Consider the following 23,894-nt stretch of genomic DNA (forward strand, 5'->3'; position numbering starts at 1 on the left):
TGGGCGACGCTGCCGCTGGGCTTCGCCGTGCTGGTGCCGCTGAGCGGGTCGCTGCTGGAACCGATGTTCGCCCCCGGCGGCGCGCTGGCCGGCAGCGTCGGCGCGCTGATCGGCACCGGTCCCGGCCGGGGACTCGGGTTCGCGTTCGTGGTGTCCGGGCTGGCCCTGGCCGTGGTGGCCCTGGGCGCCTACGGCGTACGCCGGCTGCGCCGGTTCGACACCGAGACCCCCGACGCGCCGGCGGACGCCACCGAGTGGCTACCGCACCTGCGCCGGGTCGACGATCTGTAGCCGCAGTTCCGAGGCGTACGCCCGGCCGGCCCCGTCGGTCAGCCAGGCGTCCTCCGGGCCGGGCAGCAGCTCGGTGACGGTGAGCCCGACGCCGTCGCCGCCCTTGGCGTGCGCGCCGCGCAGCAGCGTGCACAGCAGCCGGGTGTAGACGCCGCTGCTCAGGTCCACGTAGCTGGGTTTGAGTTCGGTGTCGACCCGCACGAAGACCCGCTCGGGCAGGCCGAGCGCGAGCCGCCAGCGCCGTACCGCGAGGTAGCGTTCCCGCTCGCCCTTGACCGTGTGCAGGCCGGTCTCGCCCACAGTGGTGCGCCACGTCTCGCGGACCAGCACCAGGCCGTCGACTGTGACGCGCGGCGTGCGCCCGGCGTTGCCGGCCAGCTTCCACGTGTCGAACACCTGGTAGTCGAACAGCGGCGCGAACACCTCCAGCAGCGGCCACCGCCGCCCGTCGTCGGCGTGCGCGGTCAGCGTGCCGTCGTCGTCCGGCCGCACGGTCAGGGTGGTGATCGGCACGAGGCGGTCCGGGTCGGCGCCGGGCGCGTCGACGAACCCGAGCTGGGCGTCGGCGGGCCCGTGCAGCCACTCCGCGATCCGGGCGGTGTGCCGGGGCCAGTCCACCGGCGGCAGCAGCCGGGCCCGGCCACCGGGTAGGTCGGCGCGCATCCCGTCGCGCAGCCGCTGCGGGTCCGGGTGCCCGTACGCGAAGAAGTGCGTGTCGAACGCGGCCAGGGCCACGTGCAGCTCGCCGAGCACGACGGTGAAGTCCCCGCGCAGCAGCGCCGCCTCGTCCGGGGCGGACACGTGCACGTCGGGGCTGTGGATGCGGGCGGCGGCCCAGCCGGGCGCGTCGGCGGGGAACGCGGCGGCGACCCGCTCGGTCAGGGCGGCGGCGTCGAACCGCAGCTCCCGGGCGTCCGCGTCGGCGTCGGCCAGGCCCAGCACCGTCGCCCACCGGTCCAGGAACTCGGCGGTGACGGCCGCGCCGGGCGGGTTCGCCCCGAACACCACCGCCTGCGCCAGGAACCACAGGTCGGCCAGGGGCACCTCCCCGGTGGCCGACTCCGCCGCCAGGTCGCGGTACAGGGCGGCCAGCGCGTCGGCGTACGCCGCACCGATCGCCGCGGTCAGCCACCGCGCCGACAGCAGCAGCGGTTCCAGCGGCGCGAGGCGTTCCAACAGCGCGTCACCGAACCGGATGTCCAGGTCGCGGACCGTCTCCAGATGGCACAGCGTGCGCCCCGCGTACACCTCGCCGGGCTGCTGCCGCGCGTCCCGGCCGGTCAGCTCCACGAACCGCCGGTCCAGCGCGGACATCGCCACGGACAGCGCGTCCGGGCCGTCGGCGGCCGCCACCGCGTCGCGCAGGTCACTCACCGTGGCCAGGTCGCCGAGCACCCGCTCGCGGACCGTGTCGTCGCCGATCGCGGCGAGCTGCTCGCGCAACGCGTCCTCGGCGGTGAGGTCGACCGGCAGGTCGAAGCCGATGCGCAGCACGCCGCGCCCGGCCAGGTCGTCGAGCTGCGCGTGCACGTCAGCGGCCCGGCGGAAGCCGCTCGCCGGGTCCGCGAGCAGCGCAGCGACCAGGTCGGCCACGCGCGGTCCGCGCCGCGCCAGCGTGAGCAGCGCCGCCGTCGCCACCGGGAGCGTCTGCGGTGGATGGTGCGGGTGCCGCAGCACGCGGTCCCGCAGGCTCAGGTGCGGGGCGAGCCGCACCGGCAGCCAGTCCCGCACGCCGGGCACGCGGGCGAAGGCCTCCGCGAGCGCGTCCAGGCCCCACCGCTCCAGGAACACCTTCCGGGTACGCGTCAACGCCGCGCCGGGACGCACCGTCGCGATCGGGCCGCTGCCGCCCAGCTCGGTCCAGCAGATCGGCCCGAAGAAGCCCACCGTGTCGTTCTTCAGGCAGTACCGCTGCCAGTACTTCGCGACGACCTCCTCCCGGTGCCGGCGGCGCAGGTTGCGCGGGGCGTGCGGGCCGTCGCGCCGGATCGCGTCGACGGCGAGCAGGACCGCCGGGTTCTGCCAGGTCAGCGCCGTGCGGAAGGCGTCGTCGCAGGCGATGCCGTAGACCGCCTGCCCGAGGTCGGCCGCGGCGGCGTCGAACGCCGCAGCGAACTCCGCGGCGTCGCCGTCCCCGCGCAGGTGCCGGTCGGCCGCCTCCGCGAGCGCCGGAGCGGCGAACCGGCTCATCCCGTCGGCCGGAAAACCGGCCGACCGGAGCAACGCGGAACGCCATACGTGCCAAGGGGTTCCGGGCAGGGACGTGAGATGCTCTCGGGGCATGGGGGAATGGTAAGCAGCGGCGGATCTGCGGCGGGACGGTCGAGCATGAGCTTCGGGCTGGTGTCCTTCGGTGAGGCGCTCGGCGACCCGGCGCCCGTCGCCGACGTGGTGGCGCAGTACACCGACGACGTCAACCGCGTCCTCGGCTACGGCTACCGGCGGGTGCACCGCGCCGCGCCGGACGTGGGTCTGACCGACCTCGCCGAGCGGGCCGCCCGCCGCGCCCTGGACGCCGCCACGCTGCCCGCCACGCGGGTGGACCTGCTGGTGCTCGCCGTCACCGACCTCACCGAACACCTCTACTGGGACGCCGCGGCCGACCTGGCGTACCGGCTCGGCGCGGCCGGCGCCGAAGCGGTGCTGCTCACCCAGGCGTGCACCACCGGCGTGCTCAGCCTCGACACCGTCGCCGGGAAGTTCGCCACCCACCCGGAGTACGCCACCGCGCTCGTGATCGCGGCCAACCGGACCTGCGAGGCGTACTGGAACCGGATGGACACCCAGCCGATGGTGTTCTCCGACGGCGCGGTGGCCACAGTGGCCCGGCGCGGGCATCCCCGGCTGCGCTGGCAGGTCACCGAGGCCGCCACGGACGGCCGCTACGCCGGGTTCTACCGGCTCGACGGCGGTGGCGCGGCGGCGCCGTTCGCCCCCGGCGCCGAGCCGCCGGCCGCCCGCGACGTGTGGCACGTGATGGAGTTCTTCGACTACGACCCCGAGCAGTTCGCGCAGTACGCCCGCCACCTCGACGAGCGGATGGTGCGGGTCACCGAACGCGCCTGCGAGCGGGCCGGCGTCACCGTCGCCGACCTGGCGCGGCTGATCCTGGTCGCCGACAACGAACGCGCCATGACGTCGCTCGCCGAGGCACACAAGGTGCCGCCGGAGCGGACCAACCGGGAACTGGCGGCCGAGTACGGGCATCTCGGCGCGGCGGATCAGTTGTTCGGACTGAGCCGTCTGCTCGACGCCGGTGAGCTGCACGACGGCGACCGGGTCGCGTTGATCTCGTTGGGCCGGGGCGCCCACTGGGCCTGTACGATCATCGAGGTATGAGCATGTCCAGCCGGCTGGTGCGGCTCGTCGCCGACGTGCTGGAACTGCCCGTCGACCAGGTCGACGCGCAGACCGGCCCCGCGACCACCGCCGCGTGGGTGAGCCTGCGGCACCTCCAGATCGTCGCGGCCGTCGAGGACGCGTACCGGATCTCGCTGACGCCCCGGGAGATCCGGACCGTGCGGTCGGTGGCCGACCTGCGCGCGCTGCTCGCCCAGCGGGGCGTGCCGGAGTGAGCGCCGCGCCGGCCCCGCTCGACGACGCCGACCTCGACGCCGGGCTGCTCATCCGCCGCTTCGAGGAGCACCTGCTGCGCCTGTACGCCGACGGTCACCTCGCCGGCACCACGCACACCTGCCTCGGTCAGGAGTACGTCCCGGTCGCGCTGGCCCCGCTGCTGACCGGCGACTTCGTGTTCAGCAACCACCGCGGCCACGGGCACTACCTGGCGCACTGCGGCGACCCGGAGGGGCTGCTGGCGGAACTGCTCGGCCGCGACGGCGGGGTGTGCCACGGGTACGGCGGCAGCCAGCACCTGCGCCGGGACCGGTTCCTGTCCACCGGGGTGCAGGGGGAGAGCCTGCCCGCCGCGGTCGGCGTGGGACTGCACCTCAACCGCACCGGGCAGGACGCGATCGTGGTGGCGTACATCGGTGACGGCACCTGGGGCGAGGGCGCCGTCTACGAGGCGCTGAACATGGCCGCGCTGTGGCGGGTGCCGCTGCTCGTCGTGGTCGAGCACAACCGGATCGCCCAGTCCACTCCGACCTCCGCGCAGCTCGCCGGCACCATCGCCGGCCGGGCCGCCGGCTTCGGCATCACCGTCAGCGAGTCCGACTCGCTGGACCTGACCGAGGTGCGCGCCGCCGCCGCGCCGCACGTCGAGCGGGTCCGCGCCACCCGGGCGCCGCACGTGCTGGTGCAGCACACGGTCCGGCTCGGCCCGCACAGCAAGGGCGACGACACCCGGTCCGCCGACGAACTCGACCGGCTGCGCCGCCTCGACTGGCTCCAGCGGTACGCCGAGGCGTACCCGGAGCGGTTCGCGGCCGCCGACGCGCGGGCCCGGCAGCGGGTCGCGGAGGTCTCGGCCGAGGTGCTGGCCCGGCCGCTCGCGCGCGGAGCGGCGGCGTGACGCGCGCGGAACGGGTCAGCCGTAACCTCAACCGGGCCCTGCACGCGCTGTTCGCCGCCGACGAGCGGGCCTGGCTGCTGGGGGAGGACGTGGCCGACCCGTACGGCGGGGCGTTCAAGGTGACCCAGGGACTCTCCACCGCCTATCCGGACCGGGTGCTGTCGACGCCGCTGAGCGAGAACGGCATCACCGGCGTCGCGGGTGGCCTGGCGCTGTGCGGCGACACAGTGATCGTCGAGATCATGTTCGGGGACTTCGCCGGTCTCGCCTTCGACCCGATCCTCAACCTGATCACCAAGTCGGTCGCCATGTACGGCGAGCGCACCCCGATGCGGGTGGTGATCCGCTGTCCGGTCGGCGGCGGGCGCGGCTACGGCGCGACGCACAGCCAGAGCCCGCAGAAGCACTTCATCGGGATCCCGCACCTCGCGCTGTACGAGCTGTCCCCGCTGCACGACGCGGCCGACGTGCTGGCCGCCGCGCTGCGCCGCGACGAACCGGCGATGCTCTTCGAGGACAAGATCCTCTACAGCCGGCGGCGGTACGTGGACGGCCGCGTCGACGACCGCCTCGCCTTCGAACCGCGCGGCGCGGACGGCAACTGGGCCCGCGTCCACGATCCGGACGCCACCGGCGCGCCGACGCTCGTCATCGCGCCGGGCGGGGTCGCCGACCGGGCGATCGCCGCCGCCACGCGGGCCGCCGAGCGGGGACGTACGGTCGAGGTGCTGGTCCCGGCGCGGCTCTACCCGGTGGACGTGGACGGCCTGCGCGACCTGCTCGACGGCGCGCACGGCGTGATCGTCGCCGAGGAGAGCACCGCGGGCGGCACGTGGGGGAGCGAGGTCGCGGCCCGCCTGCACGCCGAGGCGTGGCCGCTGCTGCGCGGTCCGGTCGAGCTGGTCAGCTCCGCCGACCGGGTCATCCCGTCCGCGCCGCACCTGGAACAGGCGGTGCTGCTCGGCGCCGACGCGATCCTGGACCGGATCATGCACCTGTCCGCCCCGACAACGGCGGCCGGCGACCGGGGTGGACGGACTGACGCCGGCCCGGTGGATCCGGCCGGCGTGTCTCCGGGCGTCCCGGTGGACGTACCCCGGCTCAACCCCAACGACGACAGCTACGTGCTGCTGGAATGGCTGGTCGCGGACGGCGCCACTGTCGAGGCCGATGAGCCGGTCGCGGCGGTCGAGACGTCCAAGGCGATCGAGGAACTCGCCGCGACGCAGGCCGGCGTGCTGCGCCAGGACGTGGCCGCCGGCGCCGACTGCGCCCCGGGCACGCCCATCGGCCGGATCCTGCCCGAGTCGGCCGTGCCCGCCCCGGTGGAGCCGGCGTCGGTGGAGCCGCCAGCCGTGCCTGCCCGGGTGACGCCGCCGGGACGGCCGCTGCCACCGGCGCAGCGCCGAATCGCCGACGTGGTGTCCACCTCGCACCGGGAGATCCCGGTGGCCTTCACCGCCGTCCGCGTGGACGTGACGGCGGCGCTCGCGTACGCCCGCCGCGCCGCCGACGAGACCGGCGCCACGGTCGGCCTGACCGAGGTCGTCATCGCCGCCGTGGCCGCGCTGCACGAGCGGTTCGGTGCCCTCTACGCCCGGCTCACCGGCGACGGGCTGGTGGTCGACGCGGAGGCGCCGTCGATCGGGCTCACCGTGGACGTCGGCACCGGACTGTTCCTGCCGGTGATCCGCGACGCGGCCGGACTGGACCTCGGCGACCTCGCCGACGCCGTGGTCGCGCTGCGGATGAAGGCGCTGCGCGGCCGGCTCCGCGAGGAGGACATGGCCGGCATGAACTTCCTGGTGGCGCTCAACGACACACCCGGCGTCACGGTGGCCCGGCCGGTCATCCCGCCCGGCGTCACCTGCGCCCTGTCGGTGCCCGACGTGCACCGCGAGGTCGTGCTCGACGGCGACGGCGCGGTACGCGAGCGGACGGTGGCGGACCTGGGCCTGGCCTACGACCACCGGCTGGTCAACGGGGCTCAGGCCGGGGCGTACCTGGCCGCGCTCGGCGACGCGCTGCAACGGTGAACAGGCCCGCCCGGAGCGCGTGACCTGCGTTACCTCTCGCCGAGACGGGAATGTGATCACCGGAGGCGTATTTGACTCAGGGTGTGAGTGCCGCACCCTCTCGCGCCCGGCCGCACGCCGACCGGGCCGGGACGCCCCAGAAGACCGATGCCACCTCGACGCCCACCCCGGGCGACCTGATGAGCCGGCGCCAGCGGCTCAAGCTCGTGCTGGTCCTCGGCTCGCTGATCGCCGTGGGTCCGCTGACCATCGACATGTACCTGCCCGCGCTGCCCGCCATCGTCAGCGACTTCGCGACCACGTCGGCGGCGGTCCAGTTGACGCTCACCGGCACGCTCGCCGGGCTCGCCATCGGGCAGTTGCTGATCGGGCCGCTGTCGGACGCGGTCGGGCGGCGCCGCCCGCTGATCGCCGGTCTCCTGCTGCACATCCTGGCGTCGGCGCTGTGCGTGGTCGCTCCGAACGTCGCCGTCCTCGGCGTCCTGCGCGTCGTGCAGGGCCTCGGTGTCGCCGCGACCGCCGTGGTGGCGATGGCGGTCGTGCGTGACCTGTTCAGCGGGTCGGCGTTCGCCACCATGCTGTCCCGGCTGCTGCTGGTGATGGGTGCGGCGCCGGTCCTCGCCCCGACGCTGGGCGGCGGCGTGCTGCGGTGGACCGACTGGCGCGGCGTCTTCGTGGTCCTGGCCGTCTTCGGGGTGCTGCTCGTCGCGCTGGCCACGCTCGCGCTGCCCGAGACGCTCCCACCCGCCCGGCGCCGGCGCGGCGGGGTCGTCGCGACCGTGCGGACGTACGGCGGGCTGCTGCGGGACCGGGTCTTCGTCGGGCTGGTCCTGGTCGCCGGGCTGGCCATGGCCGCGCTGTTCGCGTACGTCGCGGGGTCGTCGTTCGTCCTCCAGGACACCTACGGGCTCGACGAGCAGGAGTTCGGCCTGGCGTTCGGCGCGGGCGCGGTGGGCCTGATCGGCGCCACCCAGTACAACGTGCGGCTGCTGCGCCGCTACCCGTCGCAGTGGATCCTGGTGACCTCGCTGGCGGCGGGAACGGTGGCCGGGCTGGCCCTGGTGGTGTTCGCCGCGACCGGCTTCGGTGGGCTGCCCGCCCTGCTGGTGTCGCTGTGGCTGGTGCTGGCTGCGGCGGGCCTGGCCATGCCGAACGCCCCGGCGCTGGCGCTGTCCCGCCACGGCGAGGCGGCCGGCACCGCGTCCGCCCTGCTCGGTGCCGTGCAGTTCGGTGTGGGCGCGGTGGCCGCGCCGCTGGTGGGCGTGCTCGGCACCGGCGCGGTGGCGATGGCCCTGGTGGTGGCCGGTGGAATGGTGGCGGCGCTGGTGGTGCTGCTGGTCGTCGTCCGGCCGTCCCGGCTCGCCGGCCTGGAGGCGGCACCGGCGGTCGCTGTCGCGCACTGACCCGGCCGCCCGGATCGCGCCGGGTGCGCGCAGTGCATACGCTGCTGCCATGAGCGCCCCGGCCCGCATCCTGGTCGAGGGGATCCACGGCTCCGGCAAGTCGACGCTCGCCGCGCATCTGGCGCAGCGGTTCGGCCTGCCCTGGTATCCGGTCGACGACCTGCTGTGGGAGCCGGGCTGGGTCGAGGTGCCGGTGGCCGAGCAGCGCCGCCGGATCGAGGCGATCTGCCGGCGCGACAGGTGGATCCTCGACGGCGCGTACCACGGCTGGCGGGACGTGGTCCTCGGCCGCGCCGACCTGGTGATCGGCCTGGACTATCCGCGCGGGGTCTCGTTCCGGCGTCTGCTGCGGCGCACGCTGCGGCGTCTGACCGGCGGCGAGCTGATCTGCAACGGCAACCGGGAGACGCTGCGCAGCGTGCTGTCCCGGGACTCGATCCTGGTGTGGCACCTGACCGGGTTCGGCCGGGCACGCCGTCGCCTGCGGGCCTGGGCGGCCGACCCGGCCGGGCCGCCGGTGCTGCTGTTCGGCGACCAGGCCGCGCTCGACGACTGGCTGGCCCGCGGAGCGCCGTTGCCGCCGCATGCCGGGCCGGACCGGGGCGGCCTGCGCCCGCTGACGTGACTACATCGGGAAGCGGCCCCGGCGCCACTGCCAGTGGCGACCGGCCCGGAGGTGGTCGATCACCGCGCGCTGGAGCACGGTACGGCGCGGCAGCCGGTCCAGCGGCGTGTCCAGGGTGCGGAACACGAACCGCAGCACCTCCGTGTCGCCGTCCAGCCCGGGCAGGTCCTGGTAGGGCTCCAGCGTGAACCGCCGCTGGAACCGGACGATGTTGGAGTCCTCCGGCAGGTATTCGCGCAACTGCGGGTCGAGCAGCCAGGAACCGCAGGAGAACGCGGTGTAGCGCTCGCCGGGGAAGTGGCGCGGGAAGAACGCGCGGGCCCGCTCCAGCGACGCGTCGACCGCCTCCGGGGTCAGCGGTCCGGAGTCCGGGATGTGCAGTTCGATCGCCTCGGCGTCGCCGCGCTGGTGCTGGAGCCGGCCCAGCTCGTAGATGCCGCCGCGCGCGTGCAGCGTCAGCCAGCACTGCATGACCGGCCAGCCCTCGCCGTTCATCCGCCGGTCGACGGCGAGGTTGTTGCCCAGGTCGGCGACCGTCGCCCAGGACACGTCGTCGGGGACGCCGTGGTCGCGGTGGTAGGCCCGGACCACGTCGACGAGTGCGAGGTACGCGTAGACGTAGAGGTGCCGCCAGGCCGGACCCCGCTCGCGGGGCAGCGCCGGGCCCGGCGGCAGCCAGGCGTGGCCGCCGAGGTCGGCGCGGACCAGGGCGATCGAGCGGTCGAGCAGCCAGCGCAGCTCCGGGGTCCACAGTGGTGACCCCGGTTCCGGCCAGCCCGCGAGGATCTCGGCGGCGTCGTCGGGGCGTACCGCGAGCCGGGCCAGCAGGGCTGGTGCGTCCGCCCGGCCGGGCAGCGGCGCGGATGGCAGGTCGCCGGCGAGCCGGTGCACCCGGTCGACCTCCTCGGCGGGCACGCCGAGCCGGCCGGCGACGTCATCGACATCCATGGCGGTGACGCTACCGGCCGGCGCCTGCCCCGACAGCCCCGTGCGTGCTCAGCGGCGTTGCTGGCACGGCACGCAGAAGCGGGCCGAGGGCAGGATCTCCAGGCGGGCGGTCGGGATGTCCTGCCCGCACCGCTCGCAGACGCCGTACGTGCCCTCGGACATCCGCTTCAGCGCCTGGGCAGTGTCCGCGATGCCCTGCCGGGCGGTCTCGACGAGCCGGCGCAGCGTGTCCGGGTCGTGGCCGCCGTAGTCGGGCTGCCGCGTGTGCAGCGTCAGCTCGGTGAGCTGGTCGGTGTACTCGCCGAACTGCCGGTCCAGCAGTTCGCGCAGCGTGTCGGTGCGGTTGAGGGCGTGCGTCATGATCAGGCGCTCCTTTCCGGGCGGCGCGGGGTGTCGTGCGGGTGTCGCAGGGCCGAGATGGCGGCCATGCCGGCACCGGTCAGCGCGGCGGTACGGGGTGACGCGGCCCGGTGCACCGTTGCGCCGAGCGTGGCGACCAGGCGGGCGGTCACGTCGGGCCGGGTGGCGCCGTCACCGATGACGATCGGGCCACGGGCCAGCGCGTCGCGGACCAGGGGCCGTAGCGTCGCGTCCTGCCGCAGCTCGCGTACCAGCCGGGCGGTGGTGTCGGCGAGCATGGCGGCGGTCGTCGCGTGGTTGAGGTCCCGCGTGCCGACGTCGGCCCGGCGGGCGGCGACCACCCGGCCGTCCTCCAGCAGCGCCACCTCGGTGAGCTGGGCGCCGATGTCGGCGACCAGCAGGGTGCCGGCGGCGGCGCCGGCGCCGATGGCACCCGCCCGGACGCTGTCGAGGAACAGCAGCCGGGACGGCGCGAGCACAGCGGTGAGCACCCGGCGGGTCGCCTCCTGCTCGGCCGGCGCGGCGAGCACCGGACGGCAGGCCACGACCAGCGCCCCGACCGGGACCGGGGTGCGGTGGTCGCGCAGGATCCGCCGCAGCTCGGAGACGCAGGCCGGGCCGTCGATGATCCGGCCGCGCCGCACGACCGGGCTGCGCAGGCCGTGGCCGAGCGGGACGCTCAGCGTCCGGCCCGGTCCGAGCCAGATCCGCAGCAGGCTGCTGCCGAGGTCCACGGCGATCGGCGCCGCGTCGACGGTGACCGGCGGGCGGCTGCCGTGGGAGCGGCCGATCAGCATGCCGGTACGGGCCGGTGGGCGAATGGCGGTGACAGGGTGCGGCATACCGACCTCTTTCGGATCAGGGTGCCCAACGGGCGGTGGACGTGCGGGGAGGGGCGTGGCCGGGGCCGCGGGCGTCGGATTCACTCGACGACGCCGGCGGCCGGGGGCTCAGACGCGCTTCTGGTCGCCGCTCGCAGATCGGGACGCGAGGAGACCGGCGAACACCGGTGGCGGAGCCATCGACGTGCGGGTCATGCTCACCACCTCCTCGCTGCTCGGGTACCGCCTCGGACCTCCAGCGTCGCCGGGAACGTCACGCGCGGCACTGCGCGCCACCGGCCAACAAAGGGCGCAATGATTGCCGGTCGCCGGAACCCGGATCCGCCCATACCCCCTGGCTATGGTTGACACATGGAGAACGCGAGCTCAGCTCGAACGTCCACCGCGTCGCCGTAGCTCCGGCCGGCTCCGGCCGGTTCCCGGCGGCCGCGTGCGAAGGAGGTCCCCGTGATCATCGAACGTACGAACCTCCCCGGCATCGGGGTCCGGCACACGCTGGTCACCGAGGAGGGCCGTCGCATCGGGGTGATCGACTACCAGGTGGGCGGCCGGCGCGACGTCGTCCACGACGACCCGGACGACCCGGACCGCATGGTCACGCTCACCCTCACCCGTGACGAGGCGTCGGCCCTGGCCAACCTGCTCGGCTTCCCGGAGCTGGTCGCCGTACCGGCCTGAGCCGCCTGTCACACCGGCGGCGGGCCCGGGCCGGCGTCGGCCCTACGCCGGCAGCGGCCGGCGCGGCCAGTCCAGTGCCCGCGCGCCGAGCACGGCGGCGTGCAGCGTGAACCGGTCCCGCGCGTCGGCGGGGTCGTAGCCGCTCAACGCCCGGATCCGGGCCAGCCGGTAGGTGACGGTGCGCACCGACACGTGCAGCCGGCGGGCGGCCTCGGTCGACACCTCGCCGCAGGCGAAGTACTCGGTGAGCGTGTCCAGCAGCGGCTCGGCGCCGCCACGCGCCTGGGCCAGCGGCGTCAGCACCGCCCGTACCAGGTCGACCATGGCGGGCTGGTCGCGCAGCAGCACCCGGTAGATCAGCAGGTCGTGCGCGTCGATCACGGATGCCTCGCTGTGCAGGCGCCGCGCCGTGGTGAGCGCCTCCCGGGCCTCCTCGTACGAGCGGGCGATGCCGTAGACGCCCGGGTGCGGACGGCCCACCGCCACCTGCCACGGCCGGCCCCGCACCAGGCGGTCCAGCTCACCGTGCATCAACGCGCCGAGGTTGCCGGTCGCGCCGGCGCCGCGGCCCTGGTCGGCGGTCACGGGATCCGCGGGGGCGATCACCACGAGCAGCCCCTCCTTCGTGGCCACCAGTACGTCCCGGTCACCGAGCCGGTCGAAGATGACCCGCTCCAACGCGCTGATCGCCGCCTCGGTGTCCGGCAGCCGACGGCCGGGCGCGGCCAGCGCGACCTGGTGCACCCGGGCCAGGTCCAGGCCGAACGGCTCGGCCCGCTCCACCAGCCCGCCCAGGTCGGAGTCGCCGCGCAGCAGGTCGTCGACGAGTTCCCGGCGCAGCGACTCCTCCCGCCGGACCAGTTCCCGGCGGGCCACCGCGTACCCCTCGGCGAGGGTGGCCACCGCGGTGTCGACCACGTGCAGGACGGCGTCGGCGGCGGCGCGGACCGCCTCGCTGTCGTCGGACCGGTCCAGGTGCGGCAGTTGCCGCCAGACGCGCCGCGCCGCGGACAGGTAGAGACGTACCGCGCGGCCGGCGGAGATCCCCTGCTCGGCGGCGCGCCGGCCCAGCGCGCCGACCGCGTCGAGTTCGGCGCGGCGCGGGCGGCGGCCGGTCACCGCCGCGTCGGTCAGCAGCCGCAGGTAGTCGCCGAGCAGCTCCACCGGCACGCCACCGGCGTCGGCGCCCGCCGCGCGGGCCACCTCGGCCAGCCACTGCTCGTCCTCGCCGCCCGCGACCGGCGCCGGACGGCGGGCGCTGTCGGTCATCGCGGTCCCCCCGGGTGGGGCCGGCACCGGACGCCGGCCCATCGCATCAGCCTAGGCGGGCCGTCCGGCGACCGGCCCGCGCGCGCCGCCTGTGTCACGCCCGCGACGACGGGTCGATCACCAGCGCCGCGCCGGTGCGCGGCCCGCCCCGGGGCCCGCGGGTCAGCAGCTCCGCGGCCCGCGCCGGGTCGTCCGCGGCAGCCACCTGATCGAGTACGCGCAGCCAGTGCTCGCCGTGCGTGTCGGTGAAGCCGGTGCCGACGACGGCGATCCGGCGGCCGGTGACCGGGCCGGGTACGGCGTGCTCGCCCGGCACGGTGGACCCGATCGCCGGCCCGGCCGGCACTCCTGCGGGTTCGGCGCGGTTCCCGGCGGTGACGACGAGATCCGGTGATCCGCACCGCATCGCGCGGACCGATCCGGCGCGGTCCACCTCCACGATCGTGGCACGCAGGTGCCCCGCCGGGGCGAGGTCGCGGACCACCCGGTCGAGTGCGCCGGCCAGGTACGGCACGGTGCGCTGCGGTCCGGCGGCGGCCCGGCGGAACGCCTGCTCGATCGCCCGGCGCCCGGCGGGCGTGTCCAGCGCGGCGCCGGTGACGGTGCCGAGCAGGACGCGCAGCCCGCCACCGCGGACCGGTACGGCGGCGCCGATCTCGCCGGCCCTGCCGCAGATCGCCAGCGCGGCGCTTCCCGGCCCGGCCGGCACGGTGAACACGGCGACGTCCGGCGGCGCGGCGGCGCGCGTCACCGTAGCGGTCCGCGTCCGGCGGCGGGCCCAGGCCAGGACCGGCACCACGGCCAGGCCGGCCGCCGAGGCGAGCAGCGCCTGCGGATCACTGCGGTGGCCCGGGATCACCGGTACGACGACGGACAGCGCGACCAGCACGCCCGCCCACGCCGACACCAGTGCCGCCACCCGGGGGCGGGCCGAGACGCCGAGCAGGCCCGGCAGCAGCACCCAGCCGAGTGGCGTGCTGACCTCGGCGAGGCCCATCAGCATCGCGTTCCCGGTGGTGCCCGCCAGGGCGGCTCGCATCGGCAGCACGCCGACCACCCTATCGGGGGACCGGCCGGACGCCGACCGGTGTACCGGGCAGACCCAAACCTCACTCCTTACCCGAAACACAGCGGAGCCGACACGACACGTTCGCGTGATTCTCTCGACATACCGTCGCGCGGCCTGGCCGGTTAGGGTTGACCTACCGCAGGTCGATCTTGAGGAGTGTGTGTGCTGGTTCTGGTGGCGGTCCATGCGTTCGCAGCCGTGACCGCCCCCGTGCTGGTACGCCTCCTCGGTCGGCGGGCTCTCTACCTGCTGGCGGCCGTCCCGGCGGCGGCCCTGATCTGGGCGGTGACCCGCACCGAGCCGGTCCGCGCGGGCCGGCCCGTCGTCGAGACCGTCACCTGGGTGCCGCAGCTCGGCCTGGAACTCGCGCTGCGCATGGGCACGCTGTCCTGGCTGCTGGTGCTGCTCGTGGGTGGAGTCGGCGCCCTCGTGCTGGCCTACAGCGCGCGCTACTTCCGCTCCGACGATCCCGGCCTCGGCCGGTTCGCCGCGGTGTTCGTCGCGTTCGCCGGCGCGATGCTCGGCCTGGTCGTCTCCGACGACCTGCTGCTGCTGTACGTGTTCTGGGAACTCACCACCGTCTTCTCGTACCTGCTGATCGGCAGCGACCCGACCAAGCGGGCCAGCCGCCGCGCGGCGATGCAGGCGCTGCTGGTGACCACGCTGGGCGGCCTGGCGATGCTCGCCGGGTTCGTGATGCTCGGCCAGCACGCCGGCTCGTACCGGTGGTCGGAGATCGCCGGGAACCTGCCCGAGGGCGGCTACCTCACCGTCGCGCTGGTGCTCGTCCTGCTCGGCGTGACCAGCAAATCGGCGATCTTCCCGTTCAGCTTCTGGCTGCCGCGCGCGATGGCGGCGCCCACGCCGGTCAGCGCGTACCTGCACGCCGCCGCGATGGTCAAAGCGGGCGTGTTCCTGGCCGCGCTGATGGGCCCCGCCGTGGGCCAGACCACCGTGTGGCGCGGCGTCCTGCTGGCCGGCGGCCTGATCACGCTGTTCCTCGGCGGCTGGACGGCGCTGCGGCAGGTCGACCTGAAGCTGCTGCTGGCGTACGGCACGGTGAGCCAGCTCGGCCTGCTCATGGTGATCCTCGGCGCGGGCACCCGGGACACCGCGCTGGCCGGCGCCGCGATGCTGCTGGCGCACGCCCTGTTCAAAGCCACACTGTTCCTCGTCGTCGGCGTCGTCGACCACGTCACCGGCACCCGCGACCTGCGCGAGCTCAGCGGGCTGGGCCGGCGCGCGCCGGTGCTGGCGGCGGTCGCCGGACTCGCGGCCGCCTCGATGGCGGGCCTGCCGCCGCTGATCGGCTTCGTGGCCAAGGAGGCAGCGCTCGAGGCGTTCCTGCACGGCGGCACGACCGAACTGGTCGTGCTCGCCGGGGTGGTGGCCGGCTCGGCGCTGACCGTCGCGTACACCGCGCGGTTCCTGTGGGGCGCGTTCGCCGCCAAGCCCGGCGTCGCGGAGACCCGGCCGCACCGGATCGAGCCGGCGTTCATCGGCCCGGCGGTGGTGCTCGCCCTCGCCGGTCTCGCGGTCGGCGTGCTCGCCCCGGCGGTGGACCGGGTGCTGGCCCCGTACGCCGATCAGTTCCCGACCGCCGACCCCGGCTACCACCTGGCCCTCTGGCACGGCCTGACCCCGGCGCTGGGCCTGTCGGCGCTGGCGGTGACCGCCGGTCTCGGGCTGTTCCTGCTGCTGCACCGGCGCCGGCCGTACCTGCCGCGGCTGCCGTTCGACGGCGCCACCGGCTACGACCGGCTGGCCGGCGCGGTCGACCGCGCGGCGGTCGAGTTGACCGGCGCCACCCAGCGCGGCTCGCTGCCGTTCTACCTCGGCGTCATCCTGCTGGTGCTGGTCGTGCTGCCCGGTGGCGCGGTGCTCGCCGGCGCGCCGTGGGCCAGCCGGTTCCAGCTCTGGGACACCCCGTTGCAGGCCGTCGCCGGCGCGGTCATCGTGGTCGCGGCGCTGGTGGCCGCGCGCGCCCGCCGCCGGCTGACCGCGATGATCCTGGTCGGCGTGACCGGCTACGGCACGGCGCTGATGTTCATCCTGCACGGCGCGCCCGACCTCGCGCTCACCCAGTTCCTGGTGGAGACCGTCACGATCGTGATGTTCGTGCTGGTGCTGCGCCGCCTGCCGCGCCGGTTCTCGGCCCGCCCGATCCGCGCCACCCGGCGGTTCCGGGTCGCGCTCGGCGTCGCCGTCGGCGTGGTCACCGCCGGGATGGCGTACGTGGCGGCGGGCAGCCGGACCGCCACGCCGATCTCGGTCGGCTTCCCGGACGAGGCCGTCTCCTACGGCGGCGGCAAGAACGTCGTCAACGTGACCCTCGTCGACATCCGCGCCTGGGACACGATGGGCGAGATCGCCGTGCTGGTGGTGGCCGCCACCGGCGTGGCCAGCCTGATCTTCCGCCGCTCCCGCGCGCTGGACCTGCGCAGCGGCATCCCCGGCGCCGGCCGGCAGCAGTCGTCGCGCCCGCGCTGGCTGACCAGCGGCGCGACCTCCCGGCAGCAGTCGGTGATCCTCCAGGTGGTCACCCGCCTGCTCTTCCACGCCATCCTGCTGTTCTCGATCTACCTGCTCTTCTCCGGCCACAACGCCCCCGGTGGCGGCTTCGCCGCCGGGCTGGTCGCCGGGCTGGGACTCGCCGTGCGATACCTGGCGGGCGGGCGTACCGAACTCAACGGCGCCGCACCCGTCGACGCCGGCCTGGTGCTCGGCGCGGGCCTGTTCGTCGCGGTCGGCACCGGCGTGGCCGCGATGCTGCTGGGCGGCGAGTTCCTGCAGAGCGCGACGCTCGACTTCCACCTGCCGCTGCTGGGCCACGTGCACTTCGTGACGTCGGTCTTCTTCGACGTCGGCGTCTACCTCATCGTGGTCGGCCTCGTCCTGGACATCCTGCGCAGCCTGGGCGCCGAGATGGACCGCCAGGAGGAGGTCGACGAACAGGAGACCGAACCGGCCGGCGTACGGGAAGAGGAGCTGGTGTGAGCCCGAACATCCCCAACCTGGTCTACGTCGTGGTCATCGGCGTCCTGTTCGCCACCGGCGTCACCCTGCTGCTGGAACGCAGCCTCACCCGCGTCCTGATGGGGGTCATCCTGCTCGGCAACGGCGCCAACCTGCTGCTGCTCACCGGCGGCCGGGCCGGCGGCCCACCGATCGTCGGCACCACCGCCCAGGAGGACATGTCCGACCCGCTGCCCCAGGCGATGGTGCTGACCGCGATCGTGATCACGCTCGGCATGACCGCGTTCCTGCTCGCGCTGGCCTACCGGAGCTGGCACCTCAACGGGCACGACGAGGTGCAGGACGACGTCGAGGACCGCCGGATCATGGAGCTGGCCGACCGGGACGAGGGCCCGGGCACCTCGGACTCGGACACCGTCGACGCCGCCGACGGCGGCCCCGAGGTCCGGGTGCTCGCCGCCGGCGAGGCGGAGGCCGTCCGATGACCTGGCTCGTCCCGCTGCCGGTGGTGATGCCGCTGCTCGGCGCCGCCCTCACCCTGCTGCTCGCCCGCCGGGCCCGCGCCCAGCGGTGGGTCAGCATCATCGTGCTCACCGCCACCGTCGCGGTGGCCGCGATGCTCCTGGTCCGCTCCTCGCTGGACGGCCCGCTCGTGGTGGAGGTGGGCGGCTGGGTGGCGCCGATGGGCATCGTGCTCGTCGCCGACCAGCTGGCCGCGCTGATGCTCGTGGTGTCCGCCTCGGTCACCCTGTGCGTGCTCGTCTACTCCATCGGGCAGGGCATGGCCGACGGCAACGAGGAGACGCCGCTGTCGGTCTACCACCCGACCTATCTGGTGCTGACCGCGGGCGTCTGCAACGCCTTCCTCTCCGGCGACCTGTTCAACCTCTACGTCGGCTTCGAGATCCTCCTGGTGGCGAGCTACGTGCTGCTGACGCTGGGCAGCACCGAGACGCGGATCCGGGCCGGCACCACGTACGTCGTGGTCAGCCTGCTCTCGTCGCTGATCTTCCTGGTGGCGATCGGCCTGGTCTACTCCGCCACCGGCACGCTGAACCTGGCGCAGCTCGCCGACCGACTGGACGCGCTGCCCGACGACATCCGCATGGTGCTCCAGGGCATGCTGCTGCTCGCCTTCGGCATCAAGGCGGCGGTGTTCCCGCTGTCCGCGTGGCTGCCGGACAGCTATCCCACCGCGCCCGCGCCGGTGACGGCGGTCTTCGCCGGCCTGCTCACCAAGGTCGGCGTGTACGCGATCATCCGTACCGAGACGCTGCTGTTCCCCGGTGGCCGCACCGCCGACCTGCTCATGGTGATAGCGGCGCTGACCATGGTGGTGGGCATCCTCGGCGCGGTCGCGCAGTCGGACATCAAACGGCTGCTGTCGTTCACACTGGTCAGCCACATCGGGTACATGCTGTTCGGGGTCGGCCTGACCACCCCGCTCGGCCTGTCCGCGGCGATCTTCTACGTGGTGCACCACATCACCATCCAGACCACGCTGTTCCTCGCCGCCGGACTGGTCGAACGACGCGGCGGCAGCACCGCGCTGGACCGCCTCGGCGGCCTGGCCCGGCTGTCACCACTGCTGGCGGTGCTGTTCTTCGTGCCCGCGCTGAACCTGGCCGGCATACCACCGTTCTCCGGGTTCCTCGGCAAGCTCGGGCTGGTCCAGGCCGGCGTCGACGACGGCGGGTTCCTGGCCTGGTCGCTCGTCGCCGGGGGACTGCTCACCAGCCTGCTCACGCTCTACGCCATCGCCCGGGTGTGGAACCTCGCCTTCTGGCGGGCGCCGCACGCGGACATGCCGGAGCCCGGCGACGCCGAGCAGGCGGCCCGCACCGACGGCGCCGAGCAGCCGCACGACGGCTCGTCGCCGGCCGGTGCGGTGCTGCCCCGGCTGATGACCGTGTCCACCGCCGCGCTCGTGGTGCTCGGCCTGGCGTTGACGGTGGTGGCCGGACCGCTGTTCGACATCAGTACCGACGCCGCCGACGACCTGTTGCGCCGTGCCCCGTACGTCGAGGCCGTGTTCCCGGAGGGACCGCCGTGACCAGTCAGTCGAAAGCGCCACTGACCCGCCGTGACCGCTGGCGCAACCGGGCCATCGCGGTGACCGGCCTGGTGACCGTCTGGGTGCTGTTGTGGGGCACCTTCAGCTGGGCCAACGTGATCAGCGGACTCGTGGTCGCGGCGGTGCTGCTGGTGGTCTTCCCGCTGCCCCCTGTCACGTTCGCCGGCCGGATCCGGCCGGTACCGCTGCTGCGGTTCGTGATCCGCTTCCTGTACGACCTGGTGGTCGCGTCCGCCCAGGTGGCCTGGCTGGCCTTCCGTTCCGGGCACCCGCACTCGGCGATCATCGCGGTGCGCCTGCGGGTGAACACCGACCTCAACCTGACCCTCAACGCCGAGGCGCTGTCGCTGGTGCCGGGCAGCCTCATCCTGGAGGCCGACCGGAGTACCGGGACGCTCTACGTGCACGTCATCGGGATCCGGAGCCCCGACGAGGTGGAACGGTTCCGGCGCAGCGTGCTGGAGCTGGAGGCGCGCATCGTCGCCGCCGTCGGCTCGGCCGAGGAACGCGACCGGATCCGCCACGACGAGGCCGAACCCGCCGGTTCGGTCGAACTGGAAGGAGCACCGACGTGACCGTCGTCGCCGTGATCGTCACCGCGCTGCTCGTCGCGGCCGGTGGACTCACCCTCGTCCGCATCATCCGCGGGCCGTCCATCCTCGACCGGGCCGTCGCCACCGACGTGCTGCTCGCCGTCGCGGTCGCGGCCATCGCCACCGAGGCGGCCTACAGCCGGGACGCCACCGCGCTGCCGGTCCTCGTCGTCCTCGCCCTCGTCGGTTTCGTCGGATCGGTGAGCGTCGCCCGGTTCGCGTCCCGGAGAAGCACGAAGTGACCGCCGACGCGATCCTGGACATCGTCGCCAGCGTCTGCCTGATCGCCGGCGCGCTGCTCTGCCTCGCCGCCGGCATCGCGCTGGTCCGCTTCCCGGACGTGCTGTCGCGGATGCACGCGGCGGCCAAGCCGCAGGTGCTCGGGCTGCTGCTGGTGCTGCTCGGCTGCGCGCTGCGGCTGCGTACCGGGGTGGACATCACCACGCTGGTGCTGGTCGGCCTGTTCCAGCTCGCCACCGCCCCGGTCGCGGCGCACATGGTCGGGCGGACCGCGTACCCGCACGACGACATCCGGCGGGATCTGCTGATCACCGACGAGTTGGCCGACCACATCGACCGGATCCGCGCGGACCGGTCGAGGGAGTCCGATTCATCGGCGACGGTGTGACATCGGGCCGCGGCACGACAGTGATTTCCGCCCGGGCCGTTGGCGTAGTCAGGTCGAGATCAGCTCTGTCGGCCATCCGTCTCAGCGGGTCCACGCAGAGCGGCACGAAATTGCTCGAGTTCCAGTGCGATCTCTCGTCTCCGGTCTCGCTCGCCTGCTAGATCCAGGGCTTTCAGTAGCTTTACGGCTGTCTGGGGGTATCCGGCATGGCCGGGACTGCTCTCCGGTCGCCGCGCGGCGAGCGCCTCCTCGAACAGTTCGATCGCGCTGTCGAGCTGACCCATCTCCGCTCTGGTGGTGGCAAGGTTCTCCAGCGTCGCCAGCGTAGTCGGGTCTTCTATGCCGAACTCGCATCTGCGGGCTTCGTAGGTGCTCGACAGAATTGTGTTGGCTATCTCGTACTTCTCAAGCTGAGCCAGCACGGTGCCGAGATTGTGAGATGCCTCAAGCGTGAGCGCGTGGTGCGCGCCGAGCATCTCGTTCCGAACGACTTGGACCCGCTCGTAGAGGCGGCGCGCGGCGTTCCAAGCCGCCTTCTCCCCATCGAGACGGCTTGCCACCTCCGTCATCACCACGAGACTGGCGAGATGGGCCTCATCCGGAGCAAGACGTGACGAGAGGTTGTCGCCCGGTCGCTGACCCGGGAAAACTACCCGTCCGGGCATACCGCTGCGAACCCGCCGCCATGCGGCCACCAGCGCCTTCCGCTCCTCCTCCGTGGCACCGCAGGCGGCGGGAAAACGCTCCACGAACGACAGAGGGATATCGCGGTCACCGTTGAGGTGCCGCTCGATGCTGGACTTGGAGAGACCCTCCCCTTCCGAGGAGGTTCGGCTCTCCCGGCCGATTTGTTGCATCGACTTCCCGGATAGCTGCCAAACGTGTCGCAGCAGTTGGCGAAGCTCACCTCGAGTGGTGACCCCTGACGCCCGCTCAACGATTAATGATTCGGTGGACATCCATCCCCCAGCTGTCCCGCGCTGTCCCGCCGCTGTCCCGATGACACTAGACGGCCGGACCCTGCCCCGGGATGGCTGCACGATGTCCCAAAGACGACTCGAACCAAGGTCTCGGTGTCCCACGTCGGAGCAAGAATCGTCCCTCGACCTCCCATTTCGGCTCGCGTGTCCCGTTCTGGGAGGGGCTTTGACTCACCCGTAGCTGGATGTTCGGGACGCTGCGCATTCTGCTGCTAACGCGCTTGCCGCGCGGGAACACGTAAGAGAAGGGTGTCGATCAGTGATCGCCATTGTCGCGTACTACCTCGCGGTGATCGAACCGGAGCAGCTTCTGAGCTGGCTGCCGTCGATCACCGTGGTGCTCAAGTTCCTCACTGCGCTGGTCGGCCTGATGGCGACGGTAATGGCCCTCGCTCGACGCGTGTACCGGTGGACCCGCCTCGCGATTCGTCGGCACCGCTCCACCGTGCCGAACCGCCACGGCTGACCCACAGCCGGCGACGACGGTGCCCTGGCCTCGAAGGCCAGGGCACTTGTCGTTCATCCGTCAGTTGGCCGCCTTGCTGTTTGTTCCGGCATTCTTTGTAGAAAGCTGCGCCAAGCGGCCCTGCTGATCAGCAACTCCGGTCCATCCGGATCCTTGCTGTCCCGCACTGCCACCAATGGTCTCGTCAGTGAAACCTCCACACAGTTCCCTTGGCAGCTTTGGGAGCTCTTGCGCCAACCTGAGGGCGTAGCCGTAGCGCCCAACGGTCCTCCTTTGTCGGCGGCCGGATACCCTCGCCGTGACTGTCGCGGATGAAGATCGTCCACCGCCGCGGTTTCAGATCCTGCGGAGTAGCCGAGCCCGGGCAGCAGCCACGAGTCTAGATAAGCTTCGATGTCCGGGCTAGCCTGTGAGGCGGAGGCTTGCGCGCCGGTCCGCCGATCGGAAAGGCGAAGCATGGTGCGTACGTCCGATGTCGATCGCCGAGATGACCGGTACGGTGTCCGAGGCAGGGCGGATCGGGAGAGGAGGCGCGGTGCGGCGCAGTGGTTCTGGCGGTAAGCAAGCGTCCGCACCACCGGAGGCGGTCTGTCAGCCTGTGGTCGAGCCTGAACCCGAGTGTCATACGTCTGGCCAGGACGATCCTGTAACGGCTGCTCGCATGGCTCTCTATGCATCTGGCGCAGGAGCGATCGCGGTCGTGGCGGGCCAGGTGCTGGGCTCCGGGCTGTTTCCCAAAGACGGCGTGGCTCGGGCGGCGACGATGGTCGTCGTGATGCTGGTCCTTGGAGCTGCAGCCGGTGTGTTAGCCGACCCTATTCTGTCTTCTCTCGGGCGTGCTCACCGCGAGCGTCGTCGGTGACCTGTCGCGCCTTGCGACGGTCGCGGATGCCAGCCCACACAGCCAGCGTGACCGAGGCCGGAAAAAGCGAGAGGAAACCCCACAGCGCCCCGGTGCCGAGGGCGATCAGCGATCCGATGATGCAGCCGATGAACAGCGTGAGGACAATCGTCCTCGCCAGCATGTGGTCATCAGTGAGGATCTCGCGTACGAGGCTGTCTTTCGGGAGATGAGGGCCCGCCGGGGAGTGCGCAGAGGATGAGCGGAAGGGCAGGTCGCGGTCAGCCATCAGAACCTGCCGGAGGGCCAGCTGCGGTGGCCTCAGACCGGACGGTAAGCCGAGAGGCGCAAATCGAGCGACCGCTGTCCGCGTAGTTCATGCGCCTGACCTCCTCCGGTCTGAGTGGAACGGCTACCTGTGGGTGGGTGGCGGTACTAGAGGGCTGCGATAGCCGCGTCGAGCACACTCCCCAGATCGGCGCCTGCGTAGGCCACCGCCTGCATTCCCTCGAAGGAGGAACTCGCGGCCACGATGCGAGGCTCGTCTTCGCGGGTGGTGAGCTCGCCGAGGGCGTTCTCCTCGTAGAGAAGTGGTGGGTCGTCGACTTCGGGGAACTCCAGGAGAACGTACGAGGAGCTGCCCATGCCGGCATGAGCGCCGCTGCTGAAGGGGATAATTCTCAGGTCGACCTTCGGGTTGCTTAGTGCGGCCCTGAGGAGTTCCAGCTGTTCCCGCATGACAGTGGTTTCGCCGACCTCAGCGCCCACAGTCCGCCGGATGACCGCCTCGTCAACGATGAAGTGTGCTTTCGTAAGCGAGCCACGGTCGGTCAGGATTTGCTGTCGCGCCCTCATCACCTCGATCTTCTGGTCGATCCTTCTCTCCGCGGCGGCCTGCTCCGCCCTGGTGAGCGTAGGGAAGCGAAGGTGGTTCCTCAGCACCGCGCGTCGGTACTCGGGCGTCTGAAGGAGACCGGGAACGTAGAACGGCTCGAACGAGCGTAGCGTCTGCGCCAGCTGCTCATGCTCGACGTATTCACGGAACGCCTTCGAGTGGACCTCGCTCATCTCCGGATGGCTAGAGCGTCGTGCAATGTCGGCCATCGAGGACAGCTCGTCGACGGTCCCATCGTCCGAGAGGCCGTAGAGCTTAAGGAGGGCGAGTAGGTCGGTGTGGGAGACGCCCACTTCGCCACTCTCGATCCGCGTGACCTTCGACTGTGACCAGCGCAGGGTCGCTGCCACCTGTTGCTGGGTCAGGTCGTTCTTGCGGCGTAGCCGGATGAGGCGTCGGCTTAGCCGCTTGCGTTGGTACGCCGGGGCTTCCACCAGAGATGCCAC

General features: G+C 73.0%; 25 protein-coding genes (1 of these 25 only partly in view). 15 read left to right on the forward strand and 10 right to left on the reverse strand.

Annotated features, from left to right (window positions below):
• Positions 1 to 291: the end of a non-ribosomal peptide synthetase/MFS transporter gene (locus tag SM452_RS22400; RefSeq protein ID WP_463840621.1), read on the forward strand. Its footprint begins 5,007 nt before the window's first position; only the last 291 of its 5,298 coding nucleotides appear in the window; its start codon lies beyond the left edge, outside the window; it ends in the stop codon at positions 289 to 291.
• On the opposite strand, the gene SM452_RS22405 is transcribed toward SM452_RS22400, so the two are convergent.
• Complete coding sequence (locus tag SM452_RS22405) at positions 259 to 2,574, reverse strand: lantibiotic dehydratase (protein WP_463840622.1); 2,316 nt, start codon at positions 2,572 to 2,574, stop codon at positions 259 to 261. The two genes, SM452_RS22400 and SM452_RS22405, sit on opposite strands and share 33 nt — an antisense overlap.
• 45 nt (positions 2,575 to 2,619) lie before the next feature.
• Between SM452_RS22405 and SM452_RS22410 the strand changes: the two genes are divergently transcribed.
• The 6 genes from SM452_RS22410 (at position 2,620) to SM452_RS22435 (ending at position 8,829) form a co-directional block, all read left to right on the forward strand.
• Positions 2,620 to 3,630: a 3-oxoacyl-ACP synthase III family protein gene (locus SM452_RS22410; RefSeq protein ID WP_262014285.1), complete on the forward strand. Its 1,011-nt coding sequence runs from the start codon at positions 2,620 to 2,622 to the stop codon at positions 3,628 to 3,630.
• Positions 3,627 to 3,866, forward strand: a complete 240-nt coding sequence (locus tag SM452_RS22415; protein WP_018786864.1) for an acyl carrier protein — start codon at positions 3,627 to 3,629, stop codon at positions 3,864 to 3,866. The genes SM452_RS22410 and SM452_RS22415 overlap by 4 nt, the downstream gene beginning before the upstream one ends.
• A complete protein-coding gene (locus SM452_RS22420) occupies positions 3,863 to 4,765 on the forward strand; it encodes a thiamine pyrophosphate-dependent dehydrogenase E1 component subunit alpha (RefSeq protein ID WP_463840623.1) in 903 nt (300 codons plus the stop codon). Before SM452_RS22415 ends, SM452_RS22420 begins: the two co-directional genes overlap by 4 nt.
• Positions 4,762 to 6,801: a 2-oxo acid dehydrogenase subunit E2 gene (locus SM452_RS22425; protein ID WP_463840624.1), complete on the forward strand. Its 2,040-nt coding sequence runs from the start codon at positions 4,762 to 4,764 to the stop codon at positions 6,799 to 6,801. Before SM452_RS22420 ends, SM452_RS22425 begins: the two co-directional genes overlap by 4 nt.
• 179 nt (positions 6,802 to 6,980) lie before the next feature.
• On the forward strand, positions 6,981 to 8,204 hold the full coding sequence (locus SM452_RS22430; protein ID WP_463840669.1) for a multidrug effflux MFS transporter: 1,224 nt from the start codon (positions 6,981 to 6,983) through the stop codon (positions 8,202 to 8,204).
• A 49-nt stretch (positions 8,205 to 8,253) separates the two neighbouring features.
• Complete coding sequence (locus SM452_RS22435; protein WP_366624935.1) at positions 8,254 to 8,829, forward strand: P-loop NTPase family protein; 576 nt, start codon at positions 8,254 to 8,256, stop codon at positions 8,827 to 8,829.
• Here the strand turns inward: SM452_RS22435 and SM452_RS22440 are convergent, their stop codons facing one another.
• Genes SM452_RS22440 through SM452_RS22450 form a run of 3 tightly spaced genes read right to left on the reverse strand, consistent with a single transcriptional unit; the run spans position 8,830 to position 10,979 of the window.
• Complete coding sequence (locus tag SM452_RS22440; RefSeq protein ID WP_463840625.1) at positions 8,830 to 9,777, reverse strand: acyltransferase domain-containing protein; 948 nt, start codon at positions 9,775 to 9,777, stop codon at positions 8,830 to 8,832. It lies immediately after the preceding gene.
• 48 nt (positions 9,778 to 9,825) lie between these two features.
• The gene (locus SM452_RS22445; RefSeq protein WP_135239645.1) at positions 9,826 to 10,137 is read right to left on the reverse strand and encodes a TraR/DksA family transcriptional regulator; all 312 of its coding nucleotides are present in this window, start codon (positions 10,135 to 10,137) and stop codon (positions 9,826 to 9,828) included.
• A gap of 2 nt (positions 10,138 to 10,139) precedes the next feature.
• Positions 10,140 to 10,979, reverse strand: coding sequence for a rod shape-determining protein (locus SM452_RS22450; protein ID WP_262014544.1), 840 nt, complete (start codon positions 10,977 to 10,979; stop codon positions 10,140 to 10,142).
• A gap of 447 nt (positions 10,980 to 11,426) precedes the next feature.
• On the opposite strand from SM452_RS22450, the gene SM452_RS22455 reads away from it, so the two are divergent.
• Positions 11,427 to 11,657, forward strand: coding sequence for a potassium transporter TrkA (locus SM452_RS22455; RefSeq protein WP_135239647.1), 231 nt, complete (start codon positions 11,427 to 11,429; stop codon positions 11,655 to 11,657).
• A 42-nt stretch (positions 11,658 to 11,699) separates the two neighbouring features.
• Here the strand turns inward: SM452_RS22455 and SM452_RS22460 are convergent, their stop codons facing one another.
• Positions 11,700 to 12,926 carry a PucR family transcriptional regulator gene (locus tag SM452_RS22460; RefSeq protein ID WP_262014543.1) on the reverse strand — a complete coding sequence of 409 codons (1,227 nt, stop codon included), beginning with the start codon at positions 12,924 to 12,926 and terminating at the stop codon, positions 11,700 to 11,702.
• 94 nt (positions 12,927 to 13,020) lie between these two features.
• Positions 13,021 to 13,965: a hypothetical protein gene (locus tag SM452_RS22465; RefSeq protein WP_355510723.1), complete on the reverse strand. Its 945-nt coding sequence runs from the start codon at positions 13,963 to 13,965 to the stop codon at positions 13,021 to 13,023.
• A 192-nt stretch (positions 13,966 to 14,157) separates the two neighbouring features.
• Here SM452_RS22465 and SM452_RS22470 point away from each other — a divergent pair, with 192 nt between their 5' ends.
• The 6 genes from SM452_RS22470 to mnhG are packed head-to-tail and all read left to right on the forward strand — an operon-like array spanning position 14,158 to position 20,266.
• Positions 14,158 to 16,992, forward strand: a complete 2,835-nt coding sequence (locus SM452_RS22470) for a Na+/H+ antiporter subunit A (RefSeq protein ID WP_355510703.1) — start codon at positions 14,158 to 14,160, stop codon at positions 16,990 to 16,992.
• Positions 16,989 to 17,456 (forward strand): Na(+)/H(+) antiporter subunit C, encoded by a 468-nt coding sequence (locus SM452_RS22475; protein ID WP_463840626.1) that lies wholly within the window; start codon positions 16,989 to 16,991, stop codon positions 17,454 to 17,456. The genes SM452_RS22470 and SM452_RS22475 overlap by 4 nt, the downstream gene beginning before the upstream one ends.
• Positions 17,453 to 19,024 carry a Na+/H+ antiporter subunit D gene (locus SM452_RS22480; protein ID WP_262014540.1) on the forward strand — a complete coding sequence of 524 codons (1,572 nt, stop codon included), beginning with the start codon at positions 17,453 to 17,455 and terminating at the stop codon, positions 19,022 to 19,024. The genes SM452_RS22475 and SM452_RS22480 overlap by 4 nt, the downstream gene beginning before the upstream one ends.
• Positions 19,021 to 19,620 (forward strand): Na+/H+ antiporter subunit E, encoded by a 600-nt coding sequence (locus tag SM452_RS22485; RefSeq protein ID WP_355510706.1) that lies wholly within the window; start codon positions 19,021 to 19,023, stop codon positions 19,618 to 19,620. The genes SM452_RS22480 and SM452_RS22485 overlap by 4 nt, the downstream gene beginning before the upstream one ends.
• Complete coding sequence (locus tag SM452_RS22490; RefSeq protein ID WP_135239653.1) at positions 19,617 to 19,880, forward strand: monovalent cation/H+ antiporter complex subunit F; 264 nt, start codon at positions 19,617 to 19,619, stop codon at positions 19,878 to 19,880. Before SM452_RS22485 ends, SM452_RS22490 begins: the two co-directional genes overlap by 4 nt.
• Positions 19,877 to 20,266, forward strand: a complete 390-nt coding sequence (mnhG, locus tag SM452_RS22495) for a monovalent cation/H(+) antiporter subunit G (protein WP_463840627.1) — start codon at positions 19,877 to 19,879, stop codon at positions 20,264 to 20,266. Before SM452_RS22490 ends, mnhG begins: the two co-directional genes overlap by 4 nt.
• Positions 20,267 to 20,325: 59 nt before the next feature.
• Here the strand turns inward: mnhG and SM452_RS22500 are convergent, their stop codons facing one another.
• A complete protein-coding gene (locus tag SM452_RS22500; RefSeq protein ID WP_463840628.1) occupies positions 20,326 to 21,123 on the reverse strand; it encodes a tetratricopeptide repeat protein in 798 nt (265 codons plus the stop codon).
• Positions 21,124 to 21,505: 382 nt separating this feature from the next.
• Between SM452_RS22500 and SM452_RS22505 the strand changes: the two genes are divergently transcribed.
• Entirely contained in the window at positions 21,506 to 21,712 is a 207-nt protein-coding gene (locus SM452_RS22505; protein WP_463840629.1) for a hypothetical protein, read from the forward strand.
• 53 nt (positions 21,713 to 21,765) lie between these two features.
• Here the strand turns inward: SM452_RS22505 and SM452_RS22510 are convergent, their stop codons facing one another.
• The 3 genes from SM452_RS22510 to SM452_RS22520 all read right to left on the reverse strand — a co-directional run bounded on the left by SM452_RS22510 (position 21,766) and on the right by SM452_RS22520 (position 23,894).
• On the reverse strand, positions 21,766 to 22,389 hold the full coding sequence (locus SM452_RS22510) for a DUF397 domain-containing protein (protein ID WP_463840630.1): 624 nt from the start codon (positions 22,387 to 22,389) through the stop codon (positions 21,766 to 21,768).
• Between the two features lie 138 nt (positions 22,390 to 22,527).
• Complete coding sequence (locus tag SM452_RS22515) at positions 22,528 to 22,842, reverse strand: hypothetical protein (protein WP_463840631.1); 315 nt, start codon at positions 22,840 to 22,842, stop codon at positions 22,528 to 22,530.
• 146 nt (positions 22,843 to 22,988) lie between these two features.
• Complete coding sequence (locus SM452_RS22520; RefSeq protein WP_463840632.1) at positions 22,989 to 23,894, reverse strand: DUF5753 domain-containing protein; 906 nt, start codon at positions 23,892 to 23,894, stop codon at positions 22,989 to 22,991.

It is taken from the genome of Micromonospora sp. SYSU B005, from assembly GCF_055362685.1.

Bases quoted from the DNA above. Each gene is read 5' to 3' on its own strand.
- SM452_RS22405 (WP_463840622.1), bottom strand. From the start codon at position 2,574: ATGCCCCGAGAGCATCTCACGTCCCTGCCCGGAACCCCTTGGCACGTA.
- SM452_RS22410 (WP_262014285.1), top strand. From the start codon at position 2,620: ATGAGCTTCGGGCTGGTGTCCTTCGGTGAGGCGCTCGGCGACCCGGCG.
- SM452_RS22415 (WP_018786864.1), top strand. From the start codon at position 3,627: ATGAGCATGTCCAGCCGGCTGGTGCGGCTCGTCGCCGACGTGCTGGAA.
- SM452_RS22430 (WP_463840669.1), top strand. From the start codon at position 6,981: ATGAGCCGGCGCCAGCGGCTCAAGCTCGTGCTGGTCCTCGGCTCGCTG.
- SM452_RS22435 (WP_366624935.1), top strand. From the start codon at position 8,254: ATGAGCGCCCCGGCCCGCATCCTGGTCGAGGGGATCCACGGCTCCGGC.
- SM452_RS22440 (WP_463840625.1), bottom strand. From the start codon at position 9,777: ATGGATGTCGATGACGTCGCCGGCCGGCTCGGCGTGCCCGCCGAGGAG.
- SM452_RS22445 (WP_135239645.1), bottom strand. From the start codon at position 10,137: ATGACGCACGCCCTCAACCGCACCGACACGCTGCGCGAACTGCTGGAC.
- SM452_RS22450 (WP_262014544.1), bottom strand. From the start codon at position 10,979: ATGCCGCACCCTGTCACCGCCATTCGCCCACCGGCCCGTACCGGCATG.
- SM452_RS22460 (WP_262014543.1), bottom strand. From the start codon at position 12,926: ATGACCGACAGCGCCCGCCGTCCGGCGCCGGTCGCGGGCGGCGAGGAC.
- SM452_RS22465 (WP_355510723.1), bottom strand. From the start codon at position 13,965: ATGCGAGCCGCCCTGGCGGGCACCACCGGGAACGCGATGCTGATGGGC.
- SM452_RS22480 (WP_262014540.1), top strand. From the start codon at position 17,453: ATGACCTGGCTCGTCCCGCTGCCGGTGGTGATGCCGCTGCTCGGCGCC.
- SM452_RS22500 (WP_463840628.1), bottom strand. From the start codon at position 21,123: ATGCAACAAATCGGCCGGGAGAGCCGAACCTCCTCGGAAGGGGAGGGT.
- SM452_RS22510 (WP_463840630.1), bottom strand. From the start codon at position 22,389: ATGCATAGAGAGCCATGCGAGCAGCCGTTACAGGATCGTCCTGGCCAG.
- SM452_RS22515 (WP_463840631.1), bottom strand. From the start codon at position 22,842: ATGGCTGACCGCGACCTGCCCTTCCGCTCATCCTCTGCGCACTCCCCG.